This is a genomic window from Stenotrophomonas sp. As-7, from assembly GCF_030291015.1.
In the GTDB taxonomy this organism is placed as follows: Bacteria; Pseudomonadota; Gammaproteobacteria; order Xanthomonadales; family Xanthomonadaceae; genus Stenotrophomonas; species Stenotrophomonas lactitubi.
Genome location: NZ_CP127405.1, coordinates 1,505,851 through 1,521,648, shown reverse-complemented (window position 1 = coordinate 1,521,648; position 15,798 = coordinate 1,505,851). Strand labels below are relative to the sequence as shown.

Sequence of the window (15,798 nt, the reverse complement as noted above, 5' to 3'; positions counted from 1 at the left end):
CCGCCTCATGCCGTGGTCAATGGATCTTCGGTCTCGCCATCGAACACCCGGTTGCGGCCACTGCGCTTGGCCACGTACATGGCGTGGTCGGCGCGCCGCAGCAGCGCGGCCAGGTCATCTTCGGCCGGCCGCCACTGTGCCAGGCCGATGCTCGCGGTCACCTCCAGGCCGGGCACCTGCAGGTCCCGGCAGGTCTCGGTGATGCGCTGGCGCAGGCGTTCCAGGCGGGCGGCCGCGATCTCCCGCGGCATGCCCGGCAACAGCAGCAGGAACTCCTCGCCCCCCATCCGCACCACCTGGTCCTCGCTGCGGACCGCAGCGCGAAGCGCGCGCGCCACGGCCACCAGCACCTGGTCGCCGACCTCATGGCCGTGGCGATCATTGATGTCCTTGAACAGATCGATATCGAGGAAGCCGATCACCAGCGGGCCCCTCTCACGCTCGCCGCCCTGCAGATGCTGGGCCAGCTGGTGCAGGCCGGCACGGCGGTTGGGCAGGCCGGTCAGCATGTCGGTCTCGGCGAGCTGGCGCATTTCATCACGCTGCTGGCGCAGCCGGCCCAGCCGCAGGTTGAGCGCGTAGGCCGCCATCATCAGCAGCCAGGTGACCGCCAGCTGCAGGGCCTCCACCCGGTACTCCATCAGCCAGTGCGCGCTGGCGGCGTCGGCCACGATCAGCACCAGCATCGGCGCCAGTGCAGCCAGTCCTGCCAGCGACCAGACATCGCCGCGCAGCCGGGCCCAGATGCCCATCGCCAGCGACAGTGCGCAGCCGACGACGAAGGTCCCCTGCAGGATCTGCGCGACCACGCCCAGTCCATCGCGCTGCAACCACGGCACCACCGCCGCCAGCATCAGCAAGGACCACAACACCAGCTGCTGGGCCACGCGCGAACGTGGCAGTACGCGGTCACCGCCGTTCAGGCGCCACATCGCCGGCAACACCAGTGCCTGGGTCGCTGCCGTCAGCGCCAGCAGCCACCAGTCACCGCGCCCGCCGACGCGCAGCCAGGGTTCGGGATAGCCGCTGAGACCACCGAGGATCGACTGCCACAGCACCAGCACCAGGGTGGCACCGATGTACATCAGGAAACTACGGTCGCGGGTGGTCAGATAGGCCATCAGCGCCGACAGCGCCAGCGCGATTGCCACGGCGATGCAGGCGGCGCGCACCAGCAGCCGGGCCGTGTCGTTCTGCTGTACCGGGCTGGGCGCGCCCAGTTGCAGTGTCGGCACCCAGCGTGCCTTCAGCGGCGTCTGCCAGGAGACCAGGAAGGGTTCGTGGCTGCCGGCAGCGGGTACCGCCACCATGCCAATGCCCGCCCGGAAGCGCGAATCGCGGGTGCGCGCGTCCTGCATGTTGCCGCAGATCTCGCGGTCACCGTGCTGCAGCCGCACTTCGCCGGCAAAGACATTGAAGACATCCAGCGCCTGCGGCTCACCGGACCAGCCTTCTGGCGGTGCATTCACCCGTGTCTGCTGGCGCGGCCCGGCCAGCATCGCCGGCGTGCAGGCGCGATGGGGCGTAGGTTCGGCCGTCGCGGTGCCGACCAGAAGATAATCGCGGCCGGCGTCGACGCTGCGCGCATGGCCCAGCCACGGCAACGCCAACCACACCAGCAGCAGGACAAGCACCGCCCCTGTTTCGAAACGCACCTGCCTGCCGCCCACGCCACGTCCTGTTACTGCTTACGTCCGCGCCCACTGCGCGTCGCCCCTGGCGGCATTATCGCAGTCGAAGGCACCGCCGATGTGTAGACCAAAGTGGTGGGGGTGTTGGCCGGGCTGCCGCCCGGCACCCGCAGAGGCCGGAGCAACGGCAACAGCGAAAGCGGCTACCGAGGTGGGCGGGGCGGTATGGGCAGGCAGGACACGCCGTAAACCCGTCCATGGGGGCTCGATGGCGCCATCCATGGCGCCAACGGTCCTGCCTGCCCATACCGCCCCACCCCTGACAGCGTCCTGGCGTCTGCTGGATCCCCGTCATGCGTGGATGAAACTCCATCGAAATCGAATATTTCGATAATTGGACGAAGAGCATCCACGCATGGCGTGGATCTACGTGTCGACCAAGGTCGACACCCACCAGGAGCAGGCCATGCCATTCCGACAGATGCGGAGATCTGTCGAAGGCGGGGTGGGTCCGGTTGCGGGGGTGTCCGCGGCATGGATGCCGCGGCCAAGCCTACAGGGACGTATTTACGGCGTCCCCCGCAACCGGACCCACCCCGCCATCCCACGGAACCCCGCTGTTGCTGTTGCTGTTGAGGTTGCCGGCCAGCGGCCGGCACTACCGCGGGTTCCGGGCGCAGCCCGGCCGCAGCATCTTCAGCCGGCAGCCGATGGCCCCTGCGTGCCGGCCAACCGCATCGGCCGCAGGTCAGCCAGGGTCAGCCGCTCCAGTGGCTGCGGCCGTTCAATGGCATAGCCCTGCAGGCCCTGCACCCCCATCCCGGCCAGCGCCTCGGCCACTTCAATGGTCTCCACCCACTCGGCCACCACCTCCATCTGCAGTTCGCGGCCCAGCTCGCTGATCGCACGCACGCTGGCACGGCTGACCGGATCGGTATCCATGTCACGCACGAAGGCACCATCGATCTTCAGCATGTCCGCCGGCAGCTGCCGCAGATAGCCGAACGAGGACAGGCCCGAGCCGAAATCATCCAGCGCCACCCGGCATCCGCGCGCCTTGACCGCGTCGATGAAGGCACGTGCCTGGCTCAGGTTGCCGATTGCCGCGGTTTCGGTGATCTCGAAGCAGAGCTTGGACGCCAGCGCGCGATTGCGCTCCAGCAGGTCGCAGACGAACGCCAGGAATCCTGGCTCGGCGATCGACTGGGCCGACACATTGACGTTGCACAGGCCAAGCTGACGAACGTGCGCCGGGCACACCTGCAGGTGGCGGAACAGCAGGCCGAGCACGTGCCGGTCCAGCACCACCGCCATGCCGTAACGCTCCACCGCCGGCATGAACTGGCCCGGCAGGTGCAGCACGCCATCGCTGTCGCGCATGCGCACCAGCACTTCGTAGTGCAGGTAGGACGGATCGCCCACCTTGGCGATGCGCTGCGCATACAGCAGCATCCGGTTCTCTGCCATGGCACGGCTGACCCGCTGCAGGCGTTCGGCCTCCAACCGCCGTTCTTCCAGGGCCAGCCGATTTTCATTGAAGCAATGCACGCGGTTGCGGCCGGCCTGCTTGGCTGCATAGCAGGCACTGTCGGCGGCGCTCATCAACCAGTTCGCGTCGGGTGCCTCGGCCGTCACTTCGACCACGCCCACGCTGCAGCTCAGCTGCGGACTGCCTTCGCTGATCGGGAATGTGGCCTGGCCCAGGTTGCGGATCAACCGCTGCAGTACGCGCTTGGCTTCATCCTGGTTGGCGCGGGCGAGGAACACCGCGAACTCATCCGCGCCCAGGCGGCCCACCCAGTCGCCATCACGCACCGCGCCGACCAGGTACTCAGCGAAGCTGCGCAGCATCTGGTCGCCGGCCGCGTGGCCGAAGCTGTCGTTGATCAGCTTGAAGTGGTCCAGGTTGATGTAACCCAGTGCGTGGGTTCCACCGTCGGAGCGGACCTGCAGCAGCGACTTCTCCAGCAGGCGCTCGATCTCGCGGCGATTGATCAGGCCCGTCAGGGGATCGTGGCTGGCATGGTGCTCGATCTCACGCGCCAGGGCATGGTTCTGGCTGACATCCTCGACGATGGCGAACACCGACAGGCGGCCATCGGCGGTGCGCACACCGGTACCACTCCAACGCCCCCACACCAGGCTGCCATCGCGACGCCGGAAGCGCAGTTCGCCCGGGCGCAGCTGGCGGTCCCAGTCGATACGGCCCACCCCATCGATGACCAGCTCGCCTTCCATCAGCAGGTCGGTCAACGACATCTGCAGCAGCACGTCCCGGCGATGGTCGAGGATGTCGGCCATCGCCTGGTTGGCCTCCACCACCCGGCCGGCGGCGTCCAGCTTGAGCATGCCGACGTTGGCCTGATAGAAAGCCGCCCGGAAGCGGCTCTCGTGCTCGGTCAGGTCCTTGCCGACCCGGCGGGCCAGGGCCACCGCCATCAGGCTGATCAACAGGACCGACAGGCCGCCGACGGCCAGGGTTGCGATGCGCACCGCGCGGGCCATGCGCAGCAGCGCCTGCGAGAACGCCTGCGCCTGCGCGCGCAGCTGGTGGTCGATGCCACGCAGCCGGTGCAGGTAGTCATCCACGGTCGACGCGTCCAGCGGTCCCGAGCCATGGCGGCGTTGCAGTTCCTCCGACAACGCCTGCAGGGCCAGCAGGTCCGCGTCGGTCTGCCGCCACAACCACGTCGCCTCGCGGAAGGCACCAACATTGCGCGCATGACGGAACGAGAAGATCAGCCGTGGAATGTCGGCGCGGGCGTTGCCCCCACGCAAAAAACCGGCCCGGGCTGTCGCCTCGTCCGGTTCGGATTGCTCCAGCGCCTTGCGAGCCTGCAGGTCACCCAGCGGAACCTGCAATGCCCGTTGGGCATCCTGCAGATCCAGCAGGTGCCCACGCGCCAGGTAACGGCTGAGCGCTGCGGTGGCGTCCTGCTGCCCCCGCGACCAGTAGCCCTGCCCTGCGATCCACGCGGTCGATGCCGCCTGCAGCTCCTGGATCACGGCCGACAGCGCGACCAGTCCGATCGCCATGCCCGTCAACAGCGCAAATCGCAGTCCCAGCCCGCGGGTCATCGGTACCCGTCGGCGCTGTTGGTCCATGCCACTTCTACCCATCCTGGATCCCCCGAATGTGCTGCGGTGACAATCTCCTACGGAACCGGGCCAGCCTAGGACCGAGGATGTGTGGGCCATGCGAAACCGGGCCCGGCCGGTGATCGGCAGCGGTGGCCGGGCCGACCTGGACGTCCTGCAAACGACAACGCCAGCCCGAAGGCTGGCGTTGTTCATCTACTTCTGCGCGGCTTAGAAGCTGCGCGGGCCGCGCGGCTTGTTGAAGCCATCACGACGCGGCGGACGGCTGTCGCGGTCGCCGCCAGGGCCACCCGGACCACTGCGACGCGGAGCACTCGGGCCACCCGGACCGCCCGGACCACGCTTGTCGAAGCGCGGCTTGAACGGACGCGGCGCCGGATTGACCTCTTCACCAGCGGCCAACGGACGCATCTGCAGCTGCTGGCCGGACACCCACACCTTCTGCAGGTGGGTCAGCACGTCCGACGGCATCTGTGCCGGCAGATCCAGCAGCGAGAAGTCGTCATGGATGTCGATGCGACCGATGAAGCGGCTTTCCAGGCCGGCTTCGTTGGCGATGGCACCGACGATGTTGGCCGGCTTCACGCCGTGCTGGTGGCCGACCGAGATGCGGTAGGTCTCCATGCCCTGCTCCGGCGCGCCGCGCGGCGGCACGTCACGGCGCGGACGCTGCTCGAAGCCACCCTCGGCATCGTCACGACGCGGACCACGCTCGAAGCGCGGGCCGCGTTCGTTGCGGTCGCCACGTTCCGGGCGCTCAGTGCGCTCGAAACGCTCGCGCGGAGCGCGCTCTTCGCGCGGTGCGCGCACCGGCGGCTGCAGCAGGAACGGGGTATCACCCTGCATCATCTTCGCCAGTGCGGCGGCCACTTCGATGGCCGGCACGTTCTGCTCGGATTCGAAACGCTCCAGCAGCTGGCGGTAGAAGTCCAGGCCGCCCTGGCCCAGCGTTTCGGTGATGCGCGAGGTGAACTTGTTGATGCGGTTGTCGTTGACCGCTTCCACGCTCGGCAGCTGCATTTCTTCGATCGGCTGACGGGTCGCACGCTCGATCTGGCGCAGCATGCCCTTCTCGCGCGGGGTAGCGAACAGGATCGCTTCACCGCTGCGGCCGGCACGGCCGGTACGGCCGATACGGTGCACGTAGCTTTCGGTGTCGTACGGGATGTCGTAGTTCAGCACGTGGCTGATGCGTTCCACGTCCAGGCCACGGGCGGCCACGTCGGTGGCGACCAGGATGTCCAGCTTGCCTTCCTTCAGCATGGCGATGGTGCGCTCACGCTGGGCCTGCTGCATGTCACCGTTGATGGCGGCAGCGGCCAGGCCACGGGCCTGCAGCTTGCTGGCCAGTTCCTCGGTGCCGGCCTTGGTGCGCGCGAAGACGATCATCGCGTCGAACGGCTCGACTTCCAGGATGCGGGTCAGCGCGTCCAGCTTGTGCATGCCGCTCACCCACCAGTAGCGCTGGCGGATGTTGGCCGAAGTGGTGGTCTTGGTCGCGATGGTGACCTCGACCGGGTCCTTCAGGTAGGTCTGCGCGATACGACGGATGGCCGGCGGCATGGTGGCCGAGAACAGCGCCACCTGGCGCTTTTCCGGCAGCTTCTTCAGCACCGCTTCGACGTCGTCGATGAAGCCCATGCGCAGCATTTCATCGGCTTCGTCCAGCACCAGCGTCTTCAGCTCGGACAGGTCCAGCGTGCTGCGGTTCAGATGGTCGATGACGCGGCCGGGGGTACCGACCACGATGTGCACGCCGCGGCGCAGGGCCGTCAGCTGCTGGCCGTAAGGCTGGCCGCCGTACACCGGCAGCACGCGGAAGCCGGGAATCTTCGAGGAATAGGACTGGAACGCCTCGGCAACCTGGATGGCCAGCTCGCGGGTCGGGGCCAGCACCAGGGCCTGCGGCTTGATCTGCTGCAGGTCGATGTTGGACAGCACCGGCAGCGCGAAGGCTGCGGTCTTGCCGGTACCGGTCTGGGCCTGGCCCAGCACGTCGCGGCCTTCCAGCATCGCCGGGATGGTGGCGGCCTGGATCGGCGACGGCGTTTCGTAGCCGATGGCAGTGACAGCCTGCATGACAGAATCGGACAGGCCGAGCTGCGCGAACTGCAGCTGCGCTTGGGTTTCTTGGGACATGGGGAACTCCGAAGGCACTGCCACGAGCATGGCAGGCGAAAAAAAGGGGGATTCCGCGCTTTGGGCGCCCTTCTTATCGCGTGCCCTGGCGCTGCTCGGTTGAAGCTGAGGTTTCACTCGCTCAGAGCGGAATGATACCGCACTGTTCCTGAACATGGTGTACAGGAAGCCATCGGCATGCCGTTACGGCCCGCCGTGGCGCACAATAGGCGCCCATTTTACCGCTGCGGGCTCTGTCCTGCAGCGCCTGCCCCAGGAAACCCCGTTCCATGCAGATCCTCGAATTCGACCTCGACGGCGACTACGTCGAACTCAAGCAGTTGCTCAAGCTGGCCGACCTGGTCACCAGCGGTGGCGAAGCCAAGATGGTCATCAGCGAAGGCCTGGTGCTGGTCGATGGCGAGGTCGAGCTGCGCAAGGCCTGCAAGATCCGCGCAGGCCAGGTGGTCGAGTTCAACGACAGCCAGATCCGGGTGCTGGCCGCCGTTTGAATCACCGCGCGGCCGTCAGGCCACGCGCTGGGTCAGGTGCGCGGCAATCAGCTGCCGGAACGGCGCCACCCCCTGCGCTACCCGCAACCCCGCCGCGCGCAACAGGCGCGCCGGCCGGCGGTCATCGGTATACAGGCTGGCGACCGCATTGGTCGCTTCATACAGCGGCCGCGCTGCCAGCCGATGCCCGCGCTGGTAGCTGCCCAGCATGCCGGCGGCGGCGATGTCCGCGCCGCGCCGCTGCTGCTCGGCGATGCCCTGCGCCAACCGCTGCGCACTGGCCAGGCCCAGGTTGAAGCCATGTGCGGTGACCGGATGCATGCCTACCGCGGCGTCACCGATCAACGCCGAACGTTCGCCGACGAAGCGCTGCGCATATACCCCGACCAGGGGATAGGCCTGCGGCGTCGCCACCGGCTGCATGCGTCCCAGACGGTGTTCGAAGAAGCCGCTGACGGCGTCCCCGAACGCGATCTCATCCATCGCCAGCAGTTCTTCGATCTGCCGCGGCGGCAGGGTGATCACCGCCGATGCCTGGCCTTCGTTGAGCGGCAGCAGTGCCATGGTGCGGCCATAGCCGAACCACTCCCACGCCGTGTGGTGATGATCGCGCTCGACCTGCATGCGGCACACCAGCATCGACTTGCCGAAGTCACGCATCTGCGCACCGATGCCGAGCATGCGGCGGGTGCCGGAGAAGCGGCTGTCGGCGCACACCAGCAGGCGCGCGTGCAGTTCGCTGCCATCATCCAGGCGCACCACGTGGCCCTGGCTGTCGGCGCGCACCGCCTGCACCTTGCGACCATCGAACAGCTCCAGCCCGTCCTGGCCCTGCACCGCCTGCCACGCCGCGCGGCGGATCAGATGATTGGGCACCAGCCAGCCCAGCGGCTGGCCATCGATCTGGCTGCTGGCAAAGGTCAGCGCGAATGGCGACCCGCCGTTCATCACCCGCGCATCGCGCAGCTCGGCAATCTCGGCTTCGGGCAGGCGTTGCCACAGGCCCAGTTGTTCCAGGCTCTGCCGCGACGCATGGGTCAGGGCGATTTCACGGCCATCGAAGGCGGCCTCGGCCAAGGCCTGGCGCGGCTGCGCCTCGACCAGCCCCACCTGCAGGCCAGTGCCGGCCAGCGCGCGCGCAAAGCACAGCCCGGCCGGTCCGGCACCGACCACCACCACGTCCATCCTGCGCATGCGCGCCTCCTGCCGTTGATCCAGTCGCGGCCAGCATAGCGCCGCGTGCCTGACCGGCCTTGATCTGGATCAGCTGTACTTCACAGCAGCGCGAACACCAGCGCCAGGATCGCCAGGATCGACACCAGCCAGACCAGGCTGCGCACATAGGGAATGCCGGCCGCATACAACGGCAGGTACGCCACACGCGCCCAGAAGTAGACCTGCGCGGCCAAGGCGGTGGCATCGCTGCCACGCCCGGCCACCACCACCGCGATCGCAGCGGCGGCGAAGAACGGGAAGGTCTCGAAGAAGTTGGATTGCGCCCGTTGCAGTCGCCCTGCCAGCGGACTCAGCGGCTTGGACGAGTCGTCGCGTGCCGAGGCGTTCCATTTCATCCCGCGCTCGCGGGTGACCACGGTAGAGGCGGCGAAGATGTAGACGAAACCCAGCAGCATCGCCCACGCCAGCATCGTCAGTTCGGTGGCCATCGTCGTTCTCCGTCAGGGGCTGGATGCGCGCAGGCTGTAACCGGCCAGGCGCCAGGTCTGGTCTTCGTCGAAGCGGAACGACACCAGCTCGCGGACCGGCTGTGCGCTGTTGGCGAAACGGGTCGGGAAGCTGACGTTGATGTACAGGCCTTCAGGCACGGCAGCGCCCGCAGCGTACTTGACCCGGGTGATGGTCGGCTGGCCACGGCCGGCCATCGCACCCAGACGCGTGCGGTCTGCCGCAAGCTGGCTGACGAAGGCCGCCTTGGGCACCGCGCGGCGGGCAACGGCCGAGGCGCCGTCCCACAACTCACCGGCCCGATTGGCGTCGACCAGTTGCGCGGCCTTCAATGCGGCGCTGCCCATTTCCGCGTCCTGCTTCTGCACCTGTGCCTGCTGGGCAGCACTCAGCACCGGCGTGGCAGCCGTCGCCGGTTTCGCGGCGGCCGGGGCGCTCGCCGCGGGGCGCGCCGGGGCCGGCGCGGGCGTGGCCGGTGCAGGCGTTTGCGCCAGTGCAGCCAGGGGCAACAGGGACAGCAGCAGGAGCACGCGCTTCATGGACACCGCCGGTTCGATGGAAAGAACCGCAGTCTACGCCAGCGCGGTGAGTGGCCCGTCAGCGCGCCTGGACGCTGCCTTCCACCGCGCCTGCGTCGGCCTGCGCCGCCGGTGCAGCCGATGTCGCCGGCAGCTGCTCGGCCACCGGCGGCTGCTCCGGCGGTGCCGGCGGCAGCGTGGCCACGTCGATCTCCGACAGCGGGCTTTCCTCCGGGCACACCGGATCGGGGAAGCCGAAGCGCTGTTTCAGCGACTGGCCACAGCTGTTGATCGATTCCATGTCAGCGCCATCGCGCTTGCACTGCTGGTCGAAGGCCACCAGGAACGCATCCTTGCGTTGCACGAAGTCATCGCCGCAGGCGCGCATCTGCTTGATCCGCTCAAGGTCATCCTGCACCGCGTTGGTTCCGTCCAGGCCGTACTGGCGAAGCTCTTCGGCCGTCAGCAGGCGCAGGCTGCGGTTGGGCACGGTCATCATCAGGTCGGCCACGCCCACCGCCACGCCATTGCGCTGCAGATAGTCCTTCACGTTGTCATAGACCTCGTGCAGCTCGCGGTTGAGTTCCGCGCGCGAGGTGGCCTTGGAGCTGATGCGCATCATGCGGTGGATGCCAACCTTGCCGGTCAACAGGCGGTTGTCACCGGCAGCCAGCACGAACACGCAGGCGCTGTGGCAGATCGAACCTTCGCGCACCCAGATGGTCCAGCCGGATTCACCGATGCTGTCACCGGCGACGATGGCCGATTCCACCTGGCCACCACTGGAATCCAGATCGAGGATGCGCTTGTGGATCTGCAGCTCGTCGGCCACCACGGCCAGCCGCCACATCATCTCGGCAAACCCGGGGTTGATCTTGCCGTTGTAGCGCACCCGCAGCAGTCCACGCTCGGCACACGGCGCCAAGGCCTGCTTCAGCTGTTCGCGCTGCAGCCCTTCCAGTTCGAGGCCATCGCCGCCTTCGCCGGCGTAGTCGGTGCTGCAGCTGATCCACGCCTTGCCATTGTCCAGCTGGGTCTGCGGCCAGGGCCGATCGGCACTGCTGCGTGCCTGTGCCGGCGGCGGCGGCGCATCGGCAGCATTGATCGACACCATGTTCTCGCCATCGCTGGCCGGGGCACGCGTGGCCTTGTCGGCGGCAGTAACGTTGCCGGGATTCTCCAACTGACTGCAGCCCGCCAGGGCCAGGCACAACAGGGGCAACCAGCGGAGTTTGGCGGACATCGGGCAACCGGAATTCGGACAGGTAAGAACCACAGTCTACCTGCCCATGGCGCGCATTCAGCGCGCGCCACTGAACCTCCTCTGACCCTCATGCCCTGTCATTTCCCGTTCCAGTGTCTTGCACCTTCCCATCCACGCATGGCGTGGATCTACGCGTCGACCAAGGTCGACACCTACCAGCAGCACAGAACGCCGTTCCAACAGATCGCGGCCAACTGTCGAAGGCGGGGTGGGTCCGGTTGCGGGGGTGTCCGCGGCATGGATGCCGCGGCCAAGCCCCCATGGACGGGTTTACGGCGTCCCCCGCAACCGGACGCACCCCGCCATCCCACGGAATGCAGGTTTTTGACGTTGCTGTTGCTGTTGACGTCGCCGTTGCCCCCGCGGGTGCCGGGCGCAGCCCGGCCGACCGCCCCCAGCATCCATGTCCGAATATGGCGAGTACTGCCCCCCGGAGGCGCCTAGACTGGCGCCATGGATACCGCACTCGCCCTCGACACAGCCGCCTGCGACCGCGCCCGCCTGGCCCGTGATGCGCGCTTCGACGGCGTGTTTTTCACCGCCGTGCGCAGCACCGGCATCTACTGCCGCCCGGTGTGCCCGGCGCCGCCGCCGAAGCCGCGCAACATCACCTATTACCCCACGGCTGCTGCCGCCGCTTCGGCCGGCTATCGTCCCTGCCTGCGCTGCCGCCCCGAACTGGCCCCGCTGGCACAACAGGCACTGGCCGGGCAGGCCGTGCAGCGTGCCCTGGCCCTGATCCATGCAGGCTTCCTGCAGGACCAGCCGGTGGCCGCCCTGGCAGGAAAGATCGGCCTCAGCGCACGCCAACTGCAACGCCTGTTCGTCGAACGGCTGGGCGCAACGCCAGGGCAGATCCACGCGACCCATCGCCTGCTGCTGGCCAAGCAGCTGCTGACCGAAACCACGCTGCCGGTGACCGACGTGGCACTGGCCGCCGGTTACAACAGCCTGCGCCGCTTCAATACGGCCTTCCTGCAGGGCTGCGGCATGGCGCCTACCGTGCTGCGCCGCCAGCACCATCCACTGGCCGCCGACGATGGCGGGCTGGTATTGCGCCTGGGCTATCGACCGCCGCTGGATTTCCCACGGATGCTGGCATTCCTGCGCAAGCGCAGCCTGCCCGGCATCGAGCTGATCGGTGAAGACAGTTATCAGCGCGTACTGGGCACAGCCGAGCGCCCTACCCTGCTGCGGGTCACCGCCGATCCGAAGCGGCCCGAGCTGCGCCTGCAACTGGGCGCGGTCGACCCGCGCCTGATTCCGGACATCGTGCGCCGCGTGCGTCGGGTGTTCGACCTGGATGCCGACCTGCAGCAGGTGCACGCAGCACTGGGCGACGAACCGTTGCTGGGACGCGGCATCGACGAGCGCCCTGGCCTACGCGTACCGGGCGGCTGGGACGGCTTCGAGGTGGGCGTGCGCGCGGTGCTGGGCCAGCAGGTCAGCGTGGCGGCGGCGACCACGTTCGCACGCCGGCTGGTCGACGCCTACGGCGCGCACCTGCCCGGCATGCCGTCTGAATTCGACCGTCAATTTCCGGCGCCGGATGTGCTTGCCGAAGCCCCACTGGAATCGATCGGCCTGCCACGCAGCCGCGCCGCCACCGTGCGCGCCCTCGCCGCGGCCTGCGCCAGCGGCCAGCTCGACTTCGGGCCGGGCCAGGCACTGGAGGATTTCGTCGCCCGCTGCGTGGCACTGCCGGGCATCGGCCCATGGACGGCGCAGTACATCGCCCTGCGCGGGCTCGGCCAGCCTGATGCCTTCCCCGCCGGTGATCTGGTGCTGCAGCAGGTGCTGGGCCATGCACAGGGCCAGCGTCTCAGCGAACGCGCCACCGAAGCGCGTTCGCAATCGTGGCGCCCATGGCGCGCCTATGCCGTGCTGCATCTGTGGCACCTGTCCGGCACTTTCGTTGGAGAACCCTCATGAACCTGTTGTTCGATCGCTTCGACACACCGATCGGTGAACTGACCATCGCTGGGGATGACAATGGCCTGGCCCACGTTCTGTTCCCGGAAAACCGCCATCCTGCGCGCGGCCGCGAGCACTGGCATTACGCGCCCGGCGCGTTGCCGGAGGCACGCGAACAGCTGCTGCAGTACCTGCATGGTGAGCGCAGCGATTTCGACCTGGTGCTGGCACCGCATGGCACGCCGTTCCAGCTGCGCGTCTGGCATGCGCTGGCCTTGATTCCCTTCGGCCAGACCTGGAGCTACCTGCAGCTGGCGCAGCAGCTGGGCCAGCCCACCGCGACCCGCGCGGTCGGCGCAGCCAATGGCCGCAATCCGCTGCCGATCGTGCTGCCCTGCCATCGCGTGATCGGCAGCAACGGTACGTTGACGGGCTTCGGTGGCGGGCTTGAAACCAAGGCGGCGTTGCTGCGGCTGGAGCAGCGACAGGCGCCGTTGTTTGCATGAGGGTTGGAGGCAGGGCTGCGCCCTGCACCCGCCGAGGCCGGAGCAACAGCAACCGCCGAAGCAACAGCCGGCTCTGGATTGCCTGAGGGTTGGTGGGATGGATCGGGTATGCAGGACACGCCGTAAACCCGTCCGTGGGGGCTCGATGGCGCCATCCATGGCGCCAACGGTCCTGCATACCCGATCCATCCCACCCCTGACAGGTTCCCGGTGACGGTAGATCCACGCCATGCGTGGATGGAAGCATCCGCAATCTGTCTGCCTACAGGCGCGGGGAACAGGAAGAATGCGTGGACACGCGCCGCCCAAGGGCGCCACGTGTCTTTGGCACGTCATCGCTGCGGATTATCATGGGCGGATGACATCCGTACGCCTGACCTGCACGCTGGCGCTGCTGCTGCCCCTGGCCGCCTGCACCACCACGCCTTCGCCTTCGACCATCGCCGCGGCAAGCGGCACGAACTCGACCCCGGCCACGCCGCCGAAGCTGCTGCTGATCTCCATCGATGGCCTGCGCGCCGATGCGCTGGATCGCGGTCTCACCCCGAACCTGCAGCGGATCATCGACGGTGGTGTGCGTGCGCGCTGGATGACGCCTTCCTATCCGTCACTCACCTTCCCCAATCACTACACGCTGGTCACCGGCCTGCGCCCGGACCACCACGGCATCATCAACAACAGCATGGACGACGCTGCGCTGGGGCGCTTCGCGCTGCACGACCGCACCGCGGTGACCAACAGCGGATGGTGGGGCGGCGAACCGATCTGGGTGGGTGCCGAGAAAGTCGGTGCGCGCACCGCCACCACGTCATGGCCAGGCAGCGAAGCCGAGATCCAGGGCACGCGGCCCAGCCAGTGGCGCATCTACAACGCCAAGGAACCCTTGGAACAGCGCGCGCAGACCGTGCTCGACTGGCTGTCGCAGACCGATGCCGATGCCCCGCGCCTGACCACGCTGTACATGGAGCACGTGGACAAGGCCGGCCACAACTTTGGGCCGGACTCCAGGCAGTACACCGATGCCATCGTGCAAGCCGACCGGATCATCGGCCAGGTGCTTGATGGCCTGCAGCAGCACGGCCTGACCGATACCACCAACGTGATCGTGGTCTCCGACCATGGCATGGCGTCGGTGCCGGAGGGCCAGGTGATCGCCCTCGAATCGATGGTTGATCCCACCCTCGCGCGCAACGTCAGCCCGGGCCAGTCGGTCGGCTTCGCGCCGGTAGCGGGACATGAGGCAGAGGCCGAGCGCGCCCTGCTCGGCCGTCATGCCCACTACGAATGCTGGAAGAAGGAAAACCTGCCGGCGCGCTGGCACTACGGCAGCCATCCGCGCGTGCCGGCAATCGTCTGCCAGATGGATGAGGGCTGGGACGCACTAACGCGCGAAAAGATCGCCAAGCGCGAGCACGCAGATCGCGGCTCGCATGGCTACGACAACGCGTTGCCGTCGATGCGCGCAGTGTTCGTGGCCCGTGGCCCTTCATTCCAGCAAGGCATGGTGATCGACGGTTTCGACAACGTCGACCTCTATCCGCTGCTGGCGCACCTGCTGCAGGTGCCGGAAGCGCCGAACGATGGCAATCCGGAAGCGCTGAAGCAGACCCTGCGTTGAATACGTTGTAGAGCCGAGCCCACGCTCGGCTGCATTGCGCCAGCCGAGCATGGGCTCGGCTCTACAAAAATGGGCAAAAAAAACGCGGCGCCGAGCGCCGCGTTTTCTTTGGACCGGTCGGTCGGCGGATCAGCCGGCCTTGGCCACTGCCTTCTTGGCCACAGCCTTCTTCGCCGGAGCCTTGGCCACGGTCTTCTTGGCAACCGGGGCAGCGGCGCCTACGGCGACCTTGCTCGCGGTGTGCGAACGGGCGTTGCCGTAGCTGGCGTTGTAGCGCTTGCCCTTGGCGGTCTTGCGGTCACCCTTACCCATGTCTTCAACTCCTCAAATGTGAAATCTGGTTACCCCGTACTGACACGGGTTCGGCGGGGCCGCCTTGCTGGGCGCCCCCGCGCACGATCGGAAAGCCTACCACGGAGCACCTAGTGCGCGCAGCTGGCGTCATGTACGTGGCCGTGGTTCAGGCGCAGGTTGACCAGGTGCGCGATGCCGACCAGCAGCCCGCCCAGGGTCATCACCACCGCGTGCGGCACCGCGTTGTGGTGCAGCGGGTCGTAGAGCACGCCGGCCCACAACGCGATCAGTCCGGGAATCAGGAACGCCAGCGCACGCAGCGCGCCGTGGCGCCGGTAGCCCCAGACCAGGCTGAACAAGCCCAGCAGGGTCACGAACACCACCAGCGCTTTTTCCACGCCATCACTGAGCCAGAAAGACAGGCCCAGCGAGGGCGCCGCTGCCAGCAGCAGCGGAATCACCGCGCAATGCACCGCGCACAGCATCGAACCGGTGGCGCCGAAGCGATCGAGCAGGTGGCGCAGGCGTGAGGGCAAAGGCATGACTTCCAGCAGGGCGGCGAATCGTTATGGAATAATATAACATCGTTTCCCGACCCGCACGGTTCCGCTCCCCCTGTCCCGCCGACGGGATTCGTGCGC

Annotated in this window: 13 protein-coding genes; 4 read left to right on the top strand and 9 right to left on the bottom strand. The window is 67.7% G+C overall.

The features are described 5' to 3' along the window. Positions 1-5: 5 nt before the first annotated feature. The 3 genes from QP457_RS07100 to QP457_RS07090 all read right to left on the bottom strand — a co-directional run bounded on the left by QP457_RS07100 (position 6) and on the right by QP457_RS07090 (position 6,869). On the bottom strand, positions 6-1,670 hold the full coding sequence (locus QP457_RS07100; RefSeq protein WP_205404031.1) for a diguanylate cyclase: 1,665 nt from the start codon (positions 1,668-1,670) through the stop codon (positions 6-8). Between the two features lie 657 nt (positions 1,671-2,327). Continuing rightward, on the bottom strand, positions 2,328-4,751 hold the full coding sequence (locus QP457_RS07095; protein WP_205404807.1) for an EAL domain-containing protein: 2,424 nt from the start codon (positions 4,749-4,751) through the stop codon (positions 2,328-2,330). Between the two features lie 189 nt (positions 4,752-4,940). Next, complete coding sequence (locus tag QP457_RS07090; protein ID WP_205404808.1) at positions 4,941-6,869, bottom strand: DEAD/DEAH box helicase; 1,929 nt, start codon at positions 6,867-6,869, stop codon at positions 4,941-4,943. 269 nt (positions 6,870-7,138) lie between these two features. On the opposite strand from QP457_RS07090, the gene QP457_RS07085 reads away from it, so the two are divergent. After that, positions 7,139-7,360 (top strand): RNA-binding S4 domain-containing protein, encoded by a 222-nt coding sequence (locus tag QP457_RS07085; RefSeq protein WP_089239773.1) that lies wholly within the window; start codon positions 7,139-7,141, stop codon positions 7,358-7,360. A gap of 15 nt (positions 7,361-7,375) precedes the next feature. Here QP457_RS07085 and ubiM read toward each other — a convergent pair whose 3' ends face one another. From ubiM to QP457_RS07065, 4 genes are all read right to left on the bottom strand, one after another. Further along, a complete protein-coding gene (gene ubiM, locus QP457_RS07080; RefSeq protein WP_205404809.1) occupies positions 7,376-8,554 on the bottom strand; it encodes a 5-demethoxyubiquinol-8 5-hydroxylase UbiM in 1,179 nt (392 codons plus the stop codon). A gap of 80 nt (positions 8,555-8,634) precedes the next feature. After that, a complete protein-coding gene (locus QP457_RS07075) occupies positions 8,635-9,024 on the bottom strand; it encodes an MAPEG family protein (RefSeq protein ID WP_205404810.1) in 390 nt (129 codons plus the stop codon). Between the two features lie 12 nt (positions 9,025-9,036). Further along, on the bottom strand, positions 9,037-9,582 hold the full coding sequence (locus QP457_RS07070) for a DUF4019 domain-containing protein (RefSeq protein WP_180164117.1): 546 nt from the start codon (positions 9,580-9,582) through the stop codon (positions 9,037-9,039). A 58-nt stretch (positions 9,583-9,640) separates the two neighbouring features. Then, positions 9,641-10,804 (bottom strand): hypothetical protein, encoded by a 1,164-nt coding sequence (locus tag QP457_RS07065; protein WP_191077521.1) that lies wholly within the window; start codon positions 10,802-10,804, stop codon positions 9,641-9,643. Positions 10,805-11,278: 474 nt separating this feature from the next. On the opposite strand from QP457_RS07065, the gene QP457_RS07060 reads away from it, so the two are divergent. The 3 genes from QP457_RS07060 (at position 11,279) to QP457_RS07050 (ending at position 14,863) form a co-directional block, all read left to right on the top strand. Next, positions 11,279-12,757, top strand: coding sequence for a DNA-3-methyladenine glycosylase 2 (locus QP457_RS07060; RefSeq protein WP_205404811.1), 1,479 nt, complete (start codon positions 11,279-11,281; stop codon positions 12,755-12,757). After that, positions 12,754-13,245 (top strand): methylated-DNA--[protein]-cysteine S-methyltransferase, encoded by a 492-nt coding sequence (locus tag QP457_RS07055; protein WP_100551986.1) that lies wholly within the window; start codon positions 12,754-12,756, stop codon positions 13,243-13,245. Before QP457_RS07060 ends, QP457_RS07055 begins: the two co-directional genes overlap by 4 nt. A gap of 358 nt (positions 13,246-13,603) precedes the next feature. Beyond that, positions 13,604-14,863 (top strand): ectonucleotide pyrophosphatase/phosphodiesterase, encoded by a 1,260-nt coding sequence (locus QP457_RS07050; RefSeq protein ID WP_205404812.1) that lies wholly within the window; start codon positions 13,604-13,606, stop codon positions 14,861-14,863. Positions 14,864-14,992: 129 nt separating this feature from the next. Here the strand turns inward: QP457_RS07050 and QP457_RS07045 are convergent, their stop codons facing one another. Continuing rightward, positions 14,993-15,175, bottom strand: a complete 183-nt coding sequence (locus tag QP457_RS07045; protein WP_025879339.1) for a 30S ribosomal protein THX — start codon at positions 15,173-15,175, stop codon at positions 14,993-14,995. A 110-nt stretch (positions 15,176-15,285) separates the two neighbouring features. Then, the gene (locus tag QP457_RS07040; protein ID WP_205404813.1) at positions 15,286-15,699 is read right to left on the bottom strand and encodes a MerC domain-containing protein; all 414 of its coding nucleotides are present in this window, start codon (positions 15,697-15,699) and stop codon (positions 15,286-15,288) included. Positions 15,700-15,798 lie beyond the last annotated feature (99 nt).

What these genes read in the sequence shown, in the direction of transcription:
- QP457_RS07045 (WP_025879339.1), bottom strand. Translation starts at nt 15,175, where the DNA reads ATGGGTAAGGGTGACCGCAAGACCGCCAAGGGCAAGCGCTACAACGCC.
- QP457_RS07060 (WP_205404811.1), top strand. Translation starts at nt 11,279, where the DNA reads ATGGATACCGCACTCGCCCTCGACACAGCCGCCTGCGACCGCGCCCGC.
- QP457_RS07075 (WP_205404810.1), bottom strand. Translation starts at nt 9,024, where the DNA reads ATGGCCACCGAACTGACGATGCTGGCGTGGGCGATGCTGCTGGGTTTC.
- ubiM (WP_205404809.1), bottom strand. Translation starts at nt 8,554, where the DNA reads ATGCGCAGGATGGACGTGGTGGTGGTCGGTGCCGGACCGGCCGGGCTG.
- QP457_RS07090 (WP_205404808.1), bottom strand. Translation starts at nt 6,869, where the DNA reads ATGTCCCAAGAAACCCAAGCGCAGCTGCAGTTCGCGCAGCTCGGCCTG.
- QP457_RS07095 (WP_205404807.1), bottom strand. Translation starts at nt 4,751, where the DNA reads ATGGGTAGAAGTGGCATGGACCAACAGCGCCGACGGGTACCGATGACC.
- QP457_RS07085 (WP_089239773.1), top strand. Translation starts at nt 7,139, where the DNA reads ATGCAGATCCTCGAATTCGACCTCGACGGCGACTACGTCGAACTCAAG.
- QP457_RS07050 (WP_205404812.1), top strand. Translation starts at nt 13,604, where the DNA reads ATGACATCCGTACGCCTGACCTGCACGCTGGCGCTGCTGCTGCCCCTG.
- QP457_RS07055 (WP_100551986.1), top strand. Translation starts at nt 12,754, where the DNA reads ATGAACCTGTTGTTCGATCGCTTCGACACACCGATCGGTGAACTGACC.
- QP457_RS07040 (WP_205404813.1), bottom strand. Translation starts at nt 15,699, where the DNA reads ATGCCTTTGCCCTCACGCCTGCGCCACCTGCTCGATCGCTTCGGCGCC.
- QP457_RS07070 (WP_180164117.1), bottom strand. Translation starts at nt 9,582, where the DNA reads ATGAAGCGCGTGCTCCTGCTGCTGTCCCTGTTGCCCCTGGCTGCACTG.
- QP457_RS07065 (WP_191077521.1), bottom strand. Translation starts at nt 10,804, where the DNA reads ATGTCCGCCAAACTCCGCTGGTTGCCCCTGTTGTGCCTGGCCCTGGCG.